Source organism: Paenibacillus sp. S-38, from assembly GCF_049942825.1.
GTDB lineage: Bacteria > Bacillota > Bacilli > Paenibacillales > NBRC-103111 > Paenibacillus_G.
In genome coordinates this window covers 1,538,981-1,555,731 of record NZ_CP187970.1, presented here as the reverse complement: position 1 = coordinate 1,555,731, position 16,751 = coordinate 1,538,981, and the positions used below count along the sequence as shown (strand labels likewise).

General features: G+C 58.5%; 16 protein-coding genes. 2 read left to right on the top strand and 14 right to left on the bottom strand.

Annotated features, from left to right (window positions below):
- Nucleotides 1-89: 89 nt before the first annotated feature.
- The 8 genes from ACP26L_RS07285 to ACP26L_RS07250 all read right to left on the bottom strand — a co-directional run bounded on the left by ACP26L_RS07285 (nt 90) and on the right by ACP26L_RS07250 (nt 6,817).
- Nucleotides 90-1,031, bottom strand: coding sequence for a methylenetetrahydrofolate reductase (locus ACP26L_RS07285; RefSeq protein WP_426451896.1), 942 nt, complete (start codon nt 1,029-1,031; stop codon nt 90-92).
- A 103-nt stretch (nt 1,032-1,134) separates the two neighbouring features.
- On the bottom strand, nt 1,135-2,283 hold the full coding sequence (locus tag ACP26L_RS07280; RefSeq protein WP_426451895.1) for a phosphotransferase: 1,149 nt from the start codon (nt 2,281-2,283) through the stop codon (nt 1,135-1,137).
- A 48-nt stretch (nt 2,284-2,331) separates the two neighbouring features.
- On the bottom strand, nt 2,332-2,601 hold the full coding sequence (locus tag ACP26L_RS07275) for a hypothetical protein (protein ID WP_426451894.1): 270 nt from the start codon (nt 2,599-2,601) through the stop codon (nt 2,332-2,334).
- Nucleotides 2,592-3,491: a transporter substrate-binding domain-containing protein gene (locus tag ACP26L_RS07270; RefSeq protein WP_426451893.1), complete on the bottom strand. Its 900-nt coding sequence runs from the start codon at nt 3,489-3,491 to the stop codon at nt 2,592-2,594. Before ACP26L_RS07270 ends, ACP26L_RS07275 begins: the two co-directional genes overlap by 10 nt.
- A gap of 7 nt (nt 3,492-3,498) precedes the next feature.
- Entirely contained in the window at nt 3,499-4,251 is a 753-nt protein-coding gene (locus ACP26L_RS07265) for an amino acid ABC transporter ATP-binding protein (protein ID WP_426451892.1), read from the bottom strand.
- Nucleotides 4,252-4,297: 46 nt separating this feature from the next.
- The gene (locus ACP26L_RS07260; RefSeq protein ID WP_426451891.1) at nt 4,298-4,960 is read right to left on the bottom strand and encodes an amino acid ABC transporter permease; all 663 of its coding nucleotides are present in this window, start codon (nt 4,958-4,960) and stop codon (nt 4,298-4,300) included.
- Nucleotides 4,941-5,606, bottom strand: coding sequence for an amino acid ABC transporter permease (locus ACP26L_RS07255; RefSeq protein WP_426451890.1), 666 nt, complete (start codon nt 5,604-5,606; stop codon nt 4,941-4,943). Before ACP26L_RS07255 ends, ACP26L_RS07260 begins: the two co-directional genes overlap by 20 nt.
- Entirely contained in the window at nt 5,603-6,817 is a 1,215-nt protein-coding gene (locus ACP26L_RS07250) for a threonine synthase (RefSeq protein ID WP_426454848.1), read from the bottom strand. The genes ACP26L_RS07255 and ACP26L_RS07250 overlap by 4 nt, the downstream gene beginning before the upstream one ends.
- Nucleotides 6,818-7,219: 402 nt before the next feature.
- Here ACP26L_RS07250 and ACP26L_RS07245 point away from each other — a divergent pair, with 402 nt between their 5' ends.
- Nucleotides 7,220-8,206, top strand: coding sequence for a pectinesterase family protein (locus tag ACP26L_RS07245; protein ID WP_426451889.1), 987 nt, complete (start codon nt 7,220-7,222; stop codon nt 8,204-8,206).
- 212 nt (nt 8,207-8,418) lie between these two features.
- Here ACP26L_RS07245 and ACP26L_RS07240 read toward each other — a convergent pair whose 3' ends face one another.
- Genes ACP26L_RS07240 through ACP26L_RS07225 form a run of 4 tightly spaced genes read right to left on the bottom strand, consistent with a single transcriptional unit; the run spans nt 8,419 to nt 11,911 of the window.
- The gene (locus ACP26L_RS07240; protein WP_426451888.1) at nt 8,419-9,348 is read right to left on the bottom strand and encodes a glycoside hydrolase family 130 protein; all 930 of its coding nucleotides are present in this window, start codon (nt 9,346-9,348) and stop codon (nt 8,419-8,421) included.
- Nucleotides 9,349-9,352: 4 nt separating this feature from the next.
- Nucleotides 9,353-10,537, bottom strand: coding sequence for a glycosyl transferase (locus ACP26L_RS07235; RefSeq protein ID WP_426451887.1), 1,185 nt, complete (start codon nt 10,535-10,537; stop codon nt 9,353-9,355).
- 19 nt (nt 10,538-10,556) lie between these two features.
- On the bottom strand, nt 10,557-11,720 hold the full coding sequence (locus ACP26L_RS07230) for a glycosyltransferase family 4 protein (RefSeq protein ID WP_426451886.1): 1,164 nt from the start codon (nt 11,718-11,720) through the stop codon (nt 10,557-10,559).
- Nucleotides 11,717-11,911, bottom strand: coding sequence for a hypothetical protein (locus ACP26L_RS07225; RefSeq protein WP_426451885.1), 195 nt, complete (start codon nt 11,909-11,911; stop codon nt 11,717-11,719). The genes ACP26L_RS07230 and ACP26L_RS07225 overlap by 4 nt, the downstream gene beginning before the upstream one ends.
- Nucleotides 11,912-12,452: 541 nt before the next feature.
- On the opposite strand from ACP26L_RS07225, the gene ACP26L_RS07220 reads away from it, so the two are divergent.
- Nucleotides 12,453-14,234: a S8 family serine peptidase gene (locus tag ACP26L_RS07220; protein ID WP_426451884.1), complete on the top strand. Its 1,782-nt coding sequence runs from the start codon at nt 12,453-12,455 to the stop codon at nt 14,232-14,234.
- Between the two features lie 540 nt (nt 14,235-14,774).
- On the opposite strand, the gene ACP26L_RS07215 is transcribed toward ACP26L_RS07220, so the two are convergent.
- Together ACP26L_RS07215 and ACP26L_RS07210 are read right to left on the bottom strand one after the other, a co-directional pair.
- Nucleotides 14,775-15,791 carry an endo-1,4-beta-xylanase gene (locus ACP26L_RS07215; RefSeq protein WP_426451883.1) on the bottom strand — a complete coding sequence of 339 codons (1,017 nt, stop codon included), beginning with the start codon at nt 15,789-15,791 and terminating at the stop codon, nt 14,775-14,777.
- 40 nt (nt 15,792-15,831) lie between these two features.
- Nucleotides 15,832-16,749: a carbohydrate ABC transporter permease gene (locus ACP26L_RS07210; protein ID WP_426451882.1), complete on the bottom strand. Its 918-nt coding sequence runs from the start codon at nt 16,747-16,749 to the stop codon at nt 15,832-15,834.
- Between the last annotated feature and the right edge of the window lie 2 nt (nt 16,750-16,751).

Here is a 16,751-nt window from a genome sequence, read left to right as displayed (position 1 = left end):
AAGCTCGGATTGCGGCTCGAAATGTACTGCAAAAAAACACCTGAAACATGGAAGTCCACATTTGCAGGTGCTTTTGTAATGGAGGGTATCTACAGGCTTTGCGGCAGCAGGAGACGGCTCTCCATGCTCCGCTTCACATCTTTCAAAAGCTGGACGGATGCGTCAATCTCCACCTTGCGGGTAGATACGCTTTCGACGCTGCATCCGATGGGGATTCCTTTTTCCATGCCGAAGTCCATAAGCTCCTCCATGATCTTCAGGGTCAGCCGGACGGACTTGTCCAGTATGTCGTTGGAATGCATGAGATCGTTCTCTAACCACTTGGGCACGCTGATGCCAAGCCATTTCATGAATTCGAGCGTTTTCAGCGAACCGCAGGGGGTAAGGTTAAACAGTATCGGAACCATCTCCAGCCCCTGATCCTGACAGTAATAGTAGTATTCGGAGAGCACATTCTTAGAGGCTTCCACATCATAGGTCGCTTGGGAAACGAAAAACTGGCAGCCGCTTCTCATCTTGTCCACCATGCGAAGATGCTCGTCTTTCCTAGTCAGATGCCTCTCGGGGATGACAACACCGCCGAAATGTAGTTTATCATTCAAACTGCGGCTGAGTTCATAGGCCTGCGGCAGGCCAAGCCTGACTTCCTGCTTGCTCGAGGATGCGCCGACATAGACAGAGTACCGGTCTTGTCCTGTGTCCGAGCTGATCCACTTCGAAAGCTCACTCTCCGAATATTTGCCTACACTTCGATAAATGATATGAGGGACGTTCAGAGGTCCCAAGTACTCCTTGCTGTAGGTAGTCGGGTCCACGGTGCTCAGGTAAGGGAAAGGCCTTTCCTGGTCGATCCGGTCCGCCTCGTCCTGGATATCATATATGATCAAGCCGTCGATCCCGATGCCGGCAATGCGATCAATCTGTTTCCTGGCGATCTCCGCCACCTTCTCGGGCGGGTGATTTTGTTTGGGCGGTGTAATGCCGTAGGTGATGATTCCCGGCTTTCTTCCTCGTATCTTCTCTTTGAGCATCTGCTGACCTCCGCTTCCGTCGACACATCGTTGCTGTTCATTGGTATTTTTCATACTAAACAGGGGGGGATAATTAGTCAATAGAAGACACAAAGAAAGACGCTTACAATAACCCGCTTAGCCCTCTCAGCTCTTCAGCCATGTCCATCTGCTGTGCCGTGACCCGGACCAGCCTGTCGATCGATTCTTCCTGACGCTGCTCAGCACCCTGCCTGTTCTCCTGCAAGGAACCCTGATGTAAAAGCTTGGGCACCTCCCATACGGAGCGGATGGCACAGGAAGCCAGGAAACCCATACGGGGAAGCCGTTCGTCTCCTCTCCATCCGGCATCCCGAAGGCCGTCCAGATACCACTCGATAAAGAGCTCACGATATCTTGCAAAGCTGGATGCCGGAATCTGACCCTTGGTCATTGAAAGCCCAAAAAAGCGGCCCAGATCCTCCCCGACACCCGACAAGCTGGCAAACTGCCAATCCAATGCCGTCAATCCAAGAGGCGACTGATCCGACGGACTGCGGAGCAGGATGAGATTATTTTTATAATAGTCTTGGTGGGCCAAGGTGCGGGGAAGCTGTTCCAGTCTATCCACCCAACGATCGATTACCTGTGAAAATTCCTCATACTTCTCCAGTATTTGTTCTATCCCGTGGTTTCTCCAGGCGTGTATCACAGCTTCGGGCTTCGTAGAGGGCCTATGTACGCGGCACTGCTGGACCCAGGACCGCAGCCAAGCCCGGTTCAGCCACCAATGGTCCGGAAGAGGCGTCCCCGTCAGGTAGGCCCCTTGGAATCGGCCGAGCTGTCGCGCGGCAAAAGCAAACTCAGCCTCACCCCAAGGCATGCCATCTTCAGGGATGTCCTCCAGCCAGAGCCAAACCGAACCGTCGTCCTTCTCCTCTACACCGTAGCAGAGGGGGGTACTGAGACCACCCGGCAGGGAATTCAGAAGGCCGGAGCCGTAGACCAGCGCTTCTCTCCGCCAATAATGATAATGAGCAGAGTCGTCCCGTGTCCGGTCGGAACGGATCATTTTCACAACAACGGACCAGGGAATAGGCCCGTCGGCCGCTTCAGACCATCCCTCCACCCGGAGGACGCCGTCGGTCACAAAATTCCCCTCCATGGCGCCTAGAGGTTGGCAAGTCCAGGAACCGATGATTCCCCCGCATTCCCCGGTCAGCCGGTTTACAGTACGTTCCAATAAGGACTCATCGAGTCCGAATACTTTGTCCGCAATCGTCGCTCCACCCATGCTCCACGCTCCTGTACCATTTTTGCGCCCTTCACGTTGTATGTCCTATCACACACTCATCATGTCAGACGATTCATCGCGCCAGAAAGGTGCAAAAATCAGTAAAAAAATACAAATATATTCATAGATGCTTGAAGCATTTGCAAAAGACGCGGCCTCTTGCTTTCCTGGAAGCTGCGAAAAGACAAAAAGACGATCTCCAAAAAGATCGTCTGCACTAGCATAAATGCATGATGGAAGAAAGGAGAGTTCCAGGGCAAAGGAAATCCACGGAGCTCCGATACGGTCAAATTCACCGCCGGACGTCCCTATTCCCACTTTCCGCCTTCCACGATGATATCGTTCGGATTCGTTTCCGGTCCGAGCTCCTCTTTTACATACTTGTTGTACAGTTCGAGCAGGTACTTCTCTTGACCAAGCTTCTCCAGCTCCTGGTTGACCCAGTCGCGCAGCTCCGTATTGCCTTTTTTGACCGCCGGTGCAAGAGGCGCCTCCTTCTCCAGCTTCTCCGGCAGAACTGTAAAGCCCGGATTCTTCCTGGCCCAGGAAAACAGGATGATATTATCCTGGGCATAAGCCACGCCCCGTCCATCCTTCAGCGCCTGCAGCGATTCCGTGTTCTTGTCGAACTTCACCAGTTCGACATCAGGACGATTCTTGGTCAGGAAAATATCGGCGGTGGTCCCCTTCGTAACGATGACTTTCTTGCCCTTGAGGTCGGCGAGACTCCCGATGCCCGCATTCTGCTTAACGAGCACCTGTGTGGCAACCTTCAGGTTCGGATTGGTAAAGTCCACGGCCTGCTTCCGCTCTTCGGTCACCGTCATATTGGCCACGATCAGATCCACCTTGTCACTCTGCAGATACGGGATCCGCGAGGCCGGTTCTACGGTGACGAATTCGATCTTCCACTCGTCGCCGAGCAGGTCCTTGGCAAACCGCTTGGCCAGTTCATTCTCGAAGCCGGTCGGGTTGCCCTTCTCATCGACCGTCCCGAACGGCGGCTTGTCGGTGAACACGCCCACGACCAGCTTGCCGCGGTCTTTGATCTTTTGTATGTAGCCGCCCCCCTCCGCCTTGGAGGCTGCAGGGGCTGCAGGGCTCGTGCCCGCGGCCGGAGTACTCCCGCCGCTCTGGCCTCCGCACCCCGCCAGCATTCCCATCACAATCACCAGGCCCGCGGCCAGCCACTGGGTTCCTTTTCTCATAGCACGATCATCCTCTCCAAGATTCGATAGTCAAAAATTGATCCAAAAAACGCTGGGCCCTCTCCGTCTGCGGCTTCGTAAAGAACACGGCCGGATCCCCCTCTTCTGCGATGATCCCAGCATCCATGAAGACCACTCTGTCAGCCACCGCACGGGCAAATCCCATCTCGTGCGTCACGATCACCATGGTCATCCCCTGACGGGCCAAGCCGAGCATCACCTCGAGCACTTCCTTGACCATCTCGGGGTCCAAGGCGGCCGTGACTTCGTCAAAAAGCATCACCTCCGGGTTCATGCACAGCGCCCGGACAATGGCAATGCGCTGCTGCTGCCCTCCCGACAGCTGTCGGGGGAAAGCGTGCTTTTTCGCCGAGAGACCCACGCGCTCCAGCAGCCGCTCGGCCTGGGCCTGCGCTTCCTCACGGGAGCGGCGCTGCACCTTGAGCGGGCCGAGCAGGATGTTGTCCAGAACATTCAAATGAGGGAAAAGCTCATACCGCTGAAATACCATGCCGATCTTCTGGCGGATCTCCCGCCAAGGGACTCCCCTGCCGGTCAGCTCCCTGCCATGAAAGCGAAAGGTCCCGAAGTCGGCAGGCTCCAGCCCGTTCAGGCAGCGGAGCAGTGTGCTTTTGCCGCAGCCGCTTGGACCCAGAACCACGATGACTTCCCCTTGGCGCACCTCCAGGTCTACGCCCCGTAAGACTTCGTGGCCGTCAAAGGATTTGCGCAGCCCCCTCAGCTCCAGGATCGGTTCCACCGTCCCCCCTCCTTCCTGTTGAACCTATGTACCCGGTTGATCCTGGTCAGCTCCAGGAGGTCCATCTCCGTTCCAACCGGCGCGAGAATGCGGACAGCGGATAGCACAGGGCAAAATAAAAAACGAATAAAGAGCCGTAAATCAGCAGCGATTCCCCTGTACGTTCAATAATCTGCTGGCCGGCCTTGATGGCCTCCATCACACCGATGAGAACCGTTAATGAGGTCGTCTTGATGAGCCTCGTGCAGACATTGATGCCGGGCGGGAGCATCCGCCGGACCGCCGCGGGCAGAAGAACATGGATCAGCAGCTGCCGTTCGCTGAGTCCAATGGCCCGGCCAGCCTCACGCTGTCCCTTCGGCAGCGACTGCAGCGCCCCACGGACCACCTCCCCCATCTCGGTAATGCCCCACAGGGACAATACCAGCACAGCACACTGGAAGTTCGGGATATCGATTCCGAAGAAGATCGGCAGCCCGAAAAAGAAAAAGAAGAGCCATACGAGGATCGGCACCGCGCGAAACAGCTCCAGGTAGATCCGCAGTACCACACGGAGCGGCCCCAGCCTGGAAGTTCTCAGAGCGCCGAATATCAGCCCTCCCGCTGCACTGCACGCAATGCTTGCCAAGGCGATCTCCGCGGTAGCCAGCGCCCCCCTGCCCATCTGGGGAAGGGACTGCAGCAGCAGATCAAAGTCCGAGCCGTCCATGACGAAACCTCCTTTCCACCCAATCCAGCAGAAAGGACAAGGGAAGGAAAATCAGCAGATAGAGTGCCGTCATCATAAAGAGCATTTCGTAGGTCCGGTATTCAAGAGCGATGAAATTCGTTGTCGTGTACAAAATCTCAGGAACCGCCACGGCGGAAGCCACCGTCGTTTCTTTCAGCAGAAAAATAAAATTGCTGAAAAGGGCTGGAAGCGTAATCCGGATCGCCTGCGGCAGCACTACATGCTGCAGCAGCTGCCAGCGGGACAGCCCGAGAGCCAAACCCGATTCCAGCTGCCCCCTCGATACGGCTTCTACACCGGAACGGATTACCTCGGTCAGGTAGCCTCCTCCGAGAAACGTCAGTGCGGCAACGGCCGTCACAAACCCGGACAGCCGGATGCCGACGGAGGGCAGCGCAAAATATAGAAAGAAAAGCTGGATGAGCAGCGGCGTATTCCTCGCCGCCTCTACGTATACTCTCACGGCCAGCCTCAGAACCGGAATGCGGAAGAAGAGAATGGCCGCATTCAGCAGTCCGGCGGCCGTGGACAGAATAATCGCGGCGCCTGCGACTTGAAAGGTTACGACGGCGGCCTTCCAGAAGGCAGGCAGCCTCTCCAGCATATAGACGGTATCGAACGTCATGAAGGCAGCGCATCCCCCGGCTGGAGTACGGGGGCATCCACTGGCACTGTCTCCGGGTACTTGATGCCCATTCCCGTATTGAGAACGACCACCCGCTCTCCGTCTTCAATCCATCCGCTCTCACGGAGCTGGCGTGCGGCTGCGAATGCCGCGGCGCCTTCGGGGCAGACGAACGCCCCTTCCAGCGAAGCCGCCAGACGCTGCTCTTCCAGCAGAGCCTCATCTTCCACTGCGACGGCGCAGCCCCCGGTGGCATAAACCGCCTCAAGCACGAGGAAGTCGCCGAGCGCCTTCGGCACATTAATACCGAAGGCTGCCGTGCTGGAGTTCGTCCAGAACTCCGAGTGCGCCGCTCCTTCCTGCCACGCCTTCACGATGGGCGCGCAGCCTGCCGCCTGCACAGCTACGAGCCTTGGCAGCGGACCTTCGACCCAGCCAAGCTCCAGCAGCTCGCCGAGTGCTTTATAGATGCCGATCAGGCCGACACCTCCCCCGGTGGGATAAAGAATAACTTCAGGCAGGGACCACCCAAACTGCTCGGCGATCTCGATGCCCATCGTTTTTTTGCCTTCGATGCGGTAGGGCTCCTTGAGGGTGGAAGCATCATAAATGCCCTCGGAGGCTACCTTCCCGGCCACCATCCGCCCGGCGTCACTGATCAGCCCGTTGACGAGATATAGGTCTGCACCCGAAGCGGCGCATTCACCGCGGGTGATCAGAGGCGCATCGACCGGCATGACGACCGACGCCCGGATTCCTGCACGTGCAGCGTACAGGGACCAGGCTGCACCGGCATTGCCGTTCGTCGGCATGGCGAACTGCCGGACCCCCAGCTCCTTGGCCTTCGACAGGCCGACAGCCGCTCCTCTGGCTTTGAACGAACCGGTAGGGATGATGCCTTCGTCTTTCATATAGAGACGGGGGATATCATACGCTGCTCCGAGCTTCGGCAGAGGGAGAAGCGGAGTCAGCCCTTCCCCGAGCGTAACCTTGTTCTCCGGATGCTCCACGGGAAGGAGCTCGTGGTAACGCCACAAGCTGGCCTCTCTTCCATTCAACTCGGGACGGGGCAGCGACTGTCTCAGCCCCTCCAAATCGTAGCGGGCCAGCAGCGGGGAGCCGCAGTCACACAGCTGCTGCACGACCTCCCCGGAGAAGGTCCGGCTGCACTTCGGGCACTGCAAATGAGAGAAATAACTGTAACGGGACATCGGGAGCACCTTCCATTTCTTGTTAAACGACAAAGAGCCCCTATCCTTTCCGCTGCATGCCGCCTGGGCTACAGATGCGCAAAGGAACAGGAGCTTCCGTTCGTACGGTCAACTCTTTAGGTCATAAAGAAAATCTGTATCCATCTTATTCCATAAAAACATAGCTGTCAACTCGGAATTTGATGATTGTTTCAGAGGCTGTTTTATAAGAATGAGACTGCCTTTTTATCTTTGAAATGACAAATATATGTAATAAGAGAGTAAACCGGACAATTCTAGAGCAAGACAAAGCGAAGTTTAATTTGGTAACGTTTTCACTAAAGGAGGTGCATGACCCCACTCTACTATGCTGCCTAGGCTGCAGCCCATTTCAATCCATTTTGTGAAAAGGTTGTGATTCTAATGAGACCATGGAAGAAGCTGCGCTCCCCCTTGCTGGCTGCCGCTGCCCTGCTTGCCTTTTTGCCCGGAAGTCCGTCCCCTGCTGAGGCTGCCACCCAGCCTGCGGGAGCCATCGTCGTCGATAAAAACGGAACCGGGGCTTATAAGACGGTTCAAGCGGCCATCAACTCGATTCCTGACAACAGCACGACAACCCGTACGATCTATATCAAAAACGGCACGTATAATGAAAAGATCAATATCCCTGCGACCAAGCCTAACATCACCATGCTCGGCGAGAGTACCCTGGGGACTATCCTGACCTATAACGACACGGCTTCCACGGCGGGAAGCACCACGAACAGCGCAAGCACCATGGTGCGGGCAAACAACTTCCAGGCCCGGGACATTACGTTCCGGAATACGGCCGGACCTACTGCCGGTCAGGCGGTAGCCCTCTACGTGTCCGGTGACCGGGCGGTCTTCAAGAACATCAAAGTTCTCGGGTACCAGGATACCTTGTATGCGACGGGAACGGGACGGCAGTACTACTATAACAGCCAGATCGAAGGTACGGTGGATTTTATCTTCGGCTCGGCGACAGCGGTGTTCGAGAACTGCGAGATCCGCAGCCTCGGCACGGGCTTTGTTACGGCGGCCTCAACGGACCAGTCGCAAAAATACGGGTATGTCTTCCTGAACTCCAGGCTGACCAAAAACGGGGCGGGCAATCAGACGGTGTATCTCGGCAGGCCCTGGAGACCTTATTCCGCCGTCACATACATCAACACGGCGATGGATTCCCACATCCGTCCCGAAGGCTGGAACAACTGGGGCAATACGGCCAATGAAGCGACCGCCCGTTATTATGAATACGGGAGCACAGGCGCCGGAGCCAATCCGACGGCACGGGTGAGCTGGGCGAAGACGCTGACCACGGCGCAAGCAAGCGCGATTACCGCGAAGAGCGTGCTTGCCGGATCGGACGGCTGGGATCCGACGAAGTAAGGGTGCGGGAACAGAGGAGACGCTTCCTGCTGAGTCAGCGTACAGTTGCGGGTCGGAGGATGAAAAAGCCGCTTCGAGCAAGAATTACGCGCCAGAGCGATCAAAGTTGATCAGTAGACGGAGGCTTCAAAAGTAAGCGGATATCCCGTGCATTCCATACAGAAAGCCCTTGCCCCTTTGGAAAAGGAGGGACAAGGGCTTTTGGGGCATTTTTATAGCTCCCAGGGCGGATTACGGCCTGCTGCGGCTTCACTCTGCCGCTGACCCGCCAACGCGTCGAACGGACGCGGCTTCTTCTCGGAGAAGGCGGCGACCCCCACGCGGGAGTCAGCCATACCGTAGTACAGCAGCCATACGTCGCGGTGGTGCACCAGCCCTTCGCCGAAGACGACAAAGTCGATCTGCCCCCGCACTTCGTCCGACGTGCTCGGATCGAACACCGAATGGGGCGTCCGGCGGAGCAGACAACGGGGATCGCCCAGGCAGAACAGGGCCTGGCCCATACTGTAATAGGGCTTGCCCCGGTCGCCTCCATCCGCCGCAATCAGCCGGGCTCCGTTGTAGAGCAGCACGATGCCATCTTCCGTGAGGACCGGGGCGGGGCCCGGCTCGATCAGATGACTGTCAAAGGCGGCAGGGTCTGCGCTTCTTCGGAGCACCGGCTCCGCCTCGGACTCCCACCGGATGCCGTCGTCCGAGAAGGCGATCCAGATGTCGGTATCTCCAAAGTACATTACATACCGGCCGTTCACTTTGGCCGGGACGATGGCTCCGGATTTGGTCCACTGGTAGGTCTCCCCGTCGTCAAACTGGGGAAAAAGCAGCCCGTGCTTATCCCAGTGGAACAGGTCCGAGGAGGTGGCCAGACACAACCTTGCGGTAATGCCGTCGAAAGCCGTATAGGTCATGTAATACGTCCCCTCGATGCAGCTGATCCTCGGATCTTCGCAGCCCCCCGGAAGCTCGTAAGGCTCCGTCGGGAAGAGGACCGGCTCCGGATGCCGCTCGAACGTCAGGCCGTCCCGGCTCCAGGCCAAGCCGATCCGGGAGGTGCCGTTCCACACGCCCTCCCCCGTATGATCCTCCGCCCGGTACAAGAGATACACCAGGCCGTCCTTCACGATCGCGGCCGGGTTGAACACGTCCTTAGCTTCCCATGTGGAGCCCTGGGGCTGGAGAATCGGGTTGCGTGGGAACTTCGAGAAAGGCCCGATCGGAAATGACAGCGAGGTGCGTTCCAACCGCACTCACCTCCTCTCTGCCGCTTGCGGCAAGGAGCGCTTCGGTCAGCAGGTAAGCCAGCGTTGACTCCGCCCCCCGATTGGCATTCGGCCCCTCGGGCGTCAAGCCGTCGCAGCAGCTGCCATCCAAGGGGTCTGCCAGCGGCACACGTCCGTCGTTCTCCCCGTGGAACCACAGCCGGCAGCGCTTCGCAGTCTCCAGATAAGCGGGCTCCCGCAGCAGTCTGTATGCTTCCAGCGAGGCGAGGGAGAGCTTCAGCACTTCAAGCGGCTGCTGGTCCCAGAGCGCCTGCGATGTGCGGTCGCACCAGCCCCGGTTGCCCACCGGCCGGATCCAGCCCTGAGGCGCGGTCATCCGCTCCGTCAGGAAGTCCAGCGTCCGGCGGGCAGCGTCCAGGGCCTCGGGGTTCCCCGTGACGCTGTAAGAGCGGAGCAGGGCCCACGGCAGGAGGCCGTTGCCGTAGGTCAGCTGCGGCTCGAACCAGACCCACCGCTCATCCGAAGCCTTCCGGAAGGCGTCCAGCAGCCGCGCCTCCAGCTCACGGATGAGCGATCCAAGCCCATCTGCGGACAGGGGCCCGTAGAGCGGCGCCTGCTCTCTCCAGGCGGGGCTGTGTTCCAGGAGGCAGCAGGCCGACAGGGCATAAGCCCAGCCCCTCAGGGCGGTCATGCGGGGAATATGCTCTGCAGCCTGCAGGAGCATCTCGCCTGCCGGCAGCCGCAGGTCCGCTTGGGGCAGGCGGCTGCACACCTGCGCCAGCGCCCATACCGCCCGGCCGAGACAGTCGTCGGAGGGCACTTCCGGCTCGGGGCGCCGGTCATAGCTGAAGTTGTTATGGAACAGCCCGTCCCCACGCTGTGCCCAGAGAAGGAACGACAGGTACCGGTCGGCCAGCCGGCGCAGGACCGAAGCATGCTCCGGCCGAGCCTCGGCCTCCAGCCACTCCACGCAGGCCCACAGCGCCCGGGCGTTATCATCCGTCGTGTAGCCTTCGCGCCGGCGGGGGGTCCGGCCGAGCGCATGCTCCAGCAGCGCGGTGTCATCCGTCATCCGTTCGAGATGTGCGAAAGAAACCCATGGTTCCTGCATGCCACGACACCTCCCCGGCTTACGTCGCCTGCCGAACGGGCAGCTCTTCGGCCGCTTCCCGGAACAGCTCCAGATGCTCCCTGCCGACCTGCGGCCAGCGCATGCCCGCGCCGATTTCCTCGATCGTCTGCTCCCACTTCTGCAGGGCCCCGGGCTCCGTCAGCAGCCGGATGATCCGGAAGCTCCACTGCACCTCGTCGCCGTAAGGAATCAGGAGCTCGGCGTGTGCCTGCAGCAGATCGCGGGCGTAGCTGTACGGGGTGCTGAGCACCGGACGACCGAGTCCCACGGCGTACGCCAGCGTGCCGCTTGTGATCTGCTCCATCCCCGGGTAAGGGGTGAGGTACAGGTCGCAGGCCATGAGGTGCCGGACCAGCTCCGGCTCGTCCAGGTAGCGGTCGACCATGACGACGTGGTTCCCGAGACCAAGCGAGTGCACGAGTGCCTGCAGCTCCTCGCGGTACGCTTCGCCCTCATGTTTTCGTACCTCGGGGTGTGTTTGACCCACGATTGCATACAGCGTCTGCGGCACTTCCCGGACGACCGCCGGCAGGGCGCGCAGCACCATCTCGAGCCCTTTGCCCCGGCCCAGCAGACCGAAGGTCATAAGCACCCTCCGCTCGGTCCAGCCGGCTTCCCGGCGGAACGTCTCCCGGGCGCCCTGCAGCGGAATCGGCGTCCCGTGAGGGATGAAGCGGACCCGGCTCCCGGGAATGCCGAACGCCTTCTGCAGATACCCGGCAGCCCGCTGGTTCATCACGATGATCCGGTCGCTTCGCTCCGCCAGCTCCTGCTGGATGGAGCGGTAAGGCTCCATCGGATGCTCGAATACGGTGTGAAAGGTCGTCACGAGCGGCTTGTCCAGATGCCGCACGAATTCAAGCACATGCCGGCCGGCTTCCCCGCCGAAGATCCCGAATTCGTGCTGCAGGGACACGACGGAGACGTCGCTGTTGTTCAACTTCTCGGCCGCCTTCCGGTAAGCGGCCCGCTCTCCTTTGGCAAGAAGCCATACCGCGGGGTCGGCGGCGGGAAGCGTATCGGCCGCATCGGTTACTGCGAGAACCGGGTCCACGCCCTTCCAGCCCTTGGCGGCACGAATACTCTGCCTCAAGTGGTGCGTGTAAGTGGCAAGTCCGCATTTTTTGGGAATATAGGTGCTGAGATAAGCAATCCGGCTCATGCCTGTCCCCCTCCTTCAGCAGGAAAAATCAACGTATCCGCCCAGTATGCCGAGGGCATCCAGTATCCTCCGGCCGCCCGATGCAGCAGCCGCCGCAGTCTCCGCTTGTACGTTCTTCTCCCTGCGCTGCCGACGCCGGATTCCCGTCCTCGCGTTTGCGTCAGCGCATAAGTCCATGACATGGTTTTCATCACGAAGATCCCTCCATCCCAAGTTTCGAAATGTCGGCACCGCCGCCTGCCTTCTGCTGCCTTCTTCCGCATTACGACTTCTGCTGGCTGCTCAAGCCGACTCAGTCACTGCAGCGCTGTGTGGCCCTTATGGGAAAAAGCTTGTCGAGCCTCCCTGTTCGGATGGCAACTTAGCACTCCTCTGCATTGACTGCTAATATTAATATAAAAATGACCCGGATTCAGATCAAGGCCCGTTATCCGTGACAAGATCGCATTTCTTGCGAATATCCCGGAGGGTTTCGCCTATTTTGGGGATTTTTAGCTTTTTTCTCCGTCTCTCATCCCCCCGCTCCGTAGGTTGCAGCTGCGACTGACATCCGGCCCGCATGCCGTAATGCCCGGCGCCCTCACTCTCCCAATTATTCGGGTCTGCCGCCGTTATTACGCCAATATCCATGACAGAAAAAAGAGCTTGATTTCTAAATGTACATGGTATAATATGGTTTTTACATCACGATATGCGAACAAACGTTTGTAATTTTATAGCGAAGGAGCGAACATGATGCCGCAAAATGGAGAAATCTATACGTATCGCGCAGGCAGGAAGATCACCCTGACCAAGGAACCCGACCAATTCGTCGTTCGTGCCCTGCCCGGTGAGGTTCAGCGGAAGATCGGCATTCCGGACGCCAAGCAGGTATCCGCATCCTCCTCCCGTGTCGTTACGGACCGGGAAGAGCTGGAGCCCCTGATGACCCGGGCCCGGAATCTGGCCCCGACCCATCATGTCTACCGCGCCGCCGATACGCAGAAAGAATTTCTTGTTACCGACCGGATCATCGTTTCCTTCCATGAACCGCTGCCGCCCGCTGAGGTCGGCTCGTTCGCGGGCCGCTACGGCCTGTTTGTACTCGAGGCCTACAGCGACCGGGACTATCTCTTCCAGCTCACCGACCAGACGGGCATGAATCCGGTCAAACTGGTGGTGGAACTGACCGAGCAGGAACCCCTTGTAGCCTCCGCCGAGCACGATCTCAACTATGTGATGAACAAATATCAGGAAGTGGTCCCGAGCGACCCTTCTTACCTTAAACAATGGCATCTGCATACCCGCTCCGGGGAGTCTGATTTCGATCCTCGGGCCTCTTCCCGTTGTGAAGAGGCCTGGCAGCTGCTCGGGCATTACGGAAGCCCCGAGATCGTGGTCGGGGTTACGGACGACGGATGCCGGCTGGATCATGCCGATTTTGATTCGCCGGACAAGTTTGCCGGCTGGGGATACTTCCGCGGCCCGCGTCTGTACACGAATAAGGATGTGGATGCAAACCCGGCGCACATGTACGAAGAAGGTTCGGACCATGGGACCTCCTGCGCCGGCGTCATTGGGGCGGAAGCCGACGCGCTGCTAACCGTCGGAGCCGCTCCCGGCTGCCGGCTGCTTCCCATCAAGTGGGAGTCGAGCGGGCCATCGCTCTTCATCAGCGATTCCAAGCTCCTGCGCGCCCTGAATTATGTTCAGGACAAAGTGGACATCCTCTCCAACTCCTGGGGCGGTGTGCCGGTAACCCTGTGGCCTGAGGTCGTCATCCGGCGGATCAGGGAGCTGGCTCTTACCGGAGGCCGGCGCGGACGCGGGATTCTCTTCCTGTGGGCGGCCGGGAACGAGAACTGCCCTATCCACCATACGGCTGATCAGGATGTGCCGTATACGAGCGGCGTCAGCTTCAGACAGGACGGCTCCCTTGTCTGGGTAGGCGTGGAGAAGACCCGCATCTTCAGCAACAATCTGGCCGGCATTCCGGGCGTCCTGCATGTGGCGGCATTGGCCAGTACGGCACAGCGAAGCCATTATTCCAACTACGGAACCGGCATCTCCATCTGCGCGCCAACCAACAACGTGCATGAATATTACCGCATACCGGTACAGGGACTTGGCATCACGACAACGGAAGGCCAAGGAGTGACCGACCGTTTCGGCGGAACATCCAGTGCTACGCCGCTGGCGGCCGGGATCGCAGCCCTCGTGCTGTCCGCCAATCCAGGGCTGAGTGCGCTGGAGCTTGCTTCTCTCCTGAAGCGGACCGCTTCAAAGGAACTGAACATGGAGGGCTATCCGAAGACACCGCCCGCCAGCTTCGATCCGGACCCGTCATGGGACGTCTCTCCCGTCGCTCCCTTTGACCGGGGAGACTTTCAGGATATCGGCGATCCCGACGGCACATGGAGCCCTTGGTTCGGACACGGGAAGACCGATGCCAGGGCTGCCGTGGAAGAAGCGCTGAAGAACCGGGAGCCCGTACCCGGAAGCTCCGGCCTGGATGAAGAGAGACTGAGAGCTTAGGAACCGTGTGTAGCTCCGATCTCTAATCCACCGGCCTTAGACGAACGCAGCCTCATTGGCGGGCTGTGCTGATCCGGCAATGTCGGGTTAGCATAGTCCCTTACATAGATCCACCTCGATCCATTATCCCCTCCCCCCTTACCAAGCTGCCCGGCATCATCCCCGGTACCTGGTGGCCCCCGGAACACTGTGCCCTCTTACCATATCCGGCCTTACCGCTCATGCGGCTCCCCGAAATGCAGAAAGACTGGCGGGTCTCCCCTCCAGTCTTCCGCATACTGCGCCGGCAGTATCACTTAGGCTATACGTCCGGAGCGCATCGTCCGGCCTTTGCTCTGCATGCTGTAATTACCGGAAGCTTCGTCCACGTACTGCTTTGGACGCAGCCGCCGTCACTTAATTTGTAAGCAGATTCGCAGGCTGTCCAAGTTGTCCGCCTGTGTTTTTCTAAGCAATGTGATTCAACCAGCATCTTTGTTCTTGTACTGCAATTGCCTTGCCTCACAAAATCGTCACTGCCTGCAGCCGCACCTATAGCCACTAGAAGCGTGCGACTCTCCAAAAGGAGCCCTTCGGCTGATGCTTCTCATCGAAGAGGAACGGCCAGTTCTTACGGCTCCTCACGGGAAAATGATCGAGCCACGTATAATCGTCAGCGGCTCCCCAGAAGGTCACGGAGGTGATGACCCCGCTGTATTCCCGCAGCAGGCTAAAGATCTCTTCGTACCGCCGTTCTTGGGTTTCCAGCATCTCGGCCGTCGGCTCAAGCAGGTCCGTCCGCTTGTCATCCCACTCGAATACCGACACGTCGAGCTCCGTGATGTGCAGCTGCAGATCCAGTGAGGCATACAGTTCAATCGCCGCCCGGATTTCTTCCGCGGACGGCCGCTGCAAACTCCAGTGGCCCTGCATGCCCATGCCGTGAATAGGGGTCCCCTGCTCCTTAAGGGACTTCAACAGCCGGTGGATGCGGTCCCTTTTATCGGGATGGCACTCGTTATAGTCATTGTAGAAAAGAAGCGATTGCGGGTCCGCCTCATGCGCATATTCGAATGCCCTGCGGATGAACTCTTCGCCCGCCGACTCCAGCCACTTCGACGGGCGGAGAAGCTGCGGCCCCTCGTCCGATACGGCTTCGTTGACAACATCCCACACTTTTATCCGGTCCTTATAGCGTCCTACCACGGCACCAATGTGGTCCCTCATCCGCTGAAGCACGAGGTCCTTGCCGACAGGCTGTCCCAAAGCATCGGCGAACATCCAATCGGGCGTCTGGTTGTGCCAGACAAGCGTATGCCCGCGCATCAGCAGCCCATGCTCTGAAGCAAACCGGGCGATCCGGTCCGCATCTTCGAACGTGAACCTTCCTTCCTCCGGCTGCACGGAGACCGGCTTCATCTCGTTCTCCGCAGTGAGGCTGCCATAGTGTGCCGCCAGCAGTTCCCTCTGCGTTATGATCGTCTGCGGACTCACCGCCGCACCGATCGCAAACCGGTCCGCGTACACCTCTTTCAGAGAGGGGATAACGGTGACCTGATCTTGTCGTCTCTGTTCCATTTCATGTCCAGCTCCCCTCTCGGTAATAACTGTTTCCCGACTAGCCCTTCACGCCGCCGACCGTCAGCCCTTTGACAAAATACTTCTGCAGGAACGGATACACGAGGATGATCGGGATGCTCGCGATAATGGTCATCGTTGCCCGAATGGAGGTCGGCGTCACGAACGTGACGTTGCCCTGCGCCGAAGCAAACTGGTCCGCCGCTGATGTTGCGGAAGTATTCGTCGTCTGCAGAATCTTCTGCAACTCATACTGCAGGGTGCTCAGGTTCTCATTGGATGAGTTATAGAGGAAGACGTCGAACCAGGAATTCCACTGGCCAACGGCAACGAAGAGGGATACGGTTGCCAGCGCCGGGATCGTGAGCGGCAGTACGATCTGAAGGAACGTAGCGAATTCGCCTGCGCCGTCTATCCTCGCCGATTCCAGCAGGCCTTCCGGCAGCCCCTCGATGAAGGAGCGGATCACAATCAGATTGAACACGCCGATCACTGCGGGAAGAATGTAGACCCAGAATGAATTCGTAAGGCCGAGGCCCTTGATCAGCAGATAGCCTGGGATCAATCCGCCGCTGAAATACATCGTGAAGATAAAGGCCATCGACAAAAATTTGCGCAGCACGAAATCGGGACGGGTCAGCGTATAGGCCAGCATGGCCGTGCAGAAGACTGAGATTACGGTGCCCAGCACGGTCCGCAGGACGGAGATCAACGTGGCCTGGTAGATCGAAGCCTCACTGAAGATGTAGTCATAATTCTCCAAGGTCCACAGGCGTGGCCACAGGTAAATACCTCCTCGGATCGAGTCGTTCGCATCGTTGAACGATACGGCCAGCATGTTCACGAACGGATACAGCGTGACTATCATCAGACACACCATGAATACGATATTGCACACATCAAACACTTTGTCCGGCATGCTGTTGTATCTTGCTCCGGAAGCGGATGGTTCGCTCATTG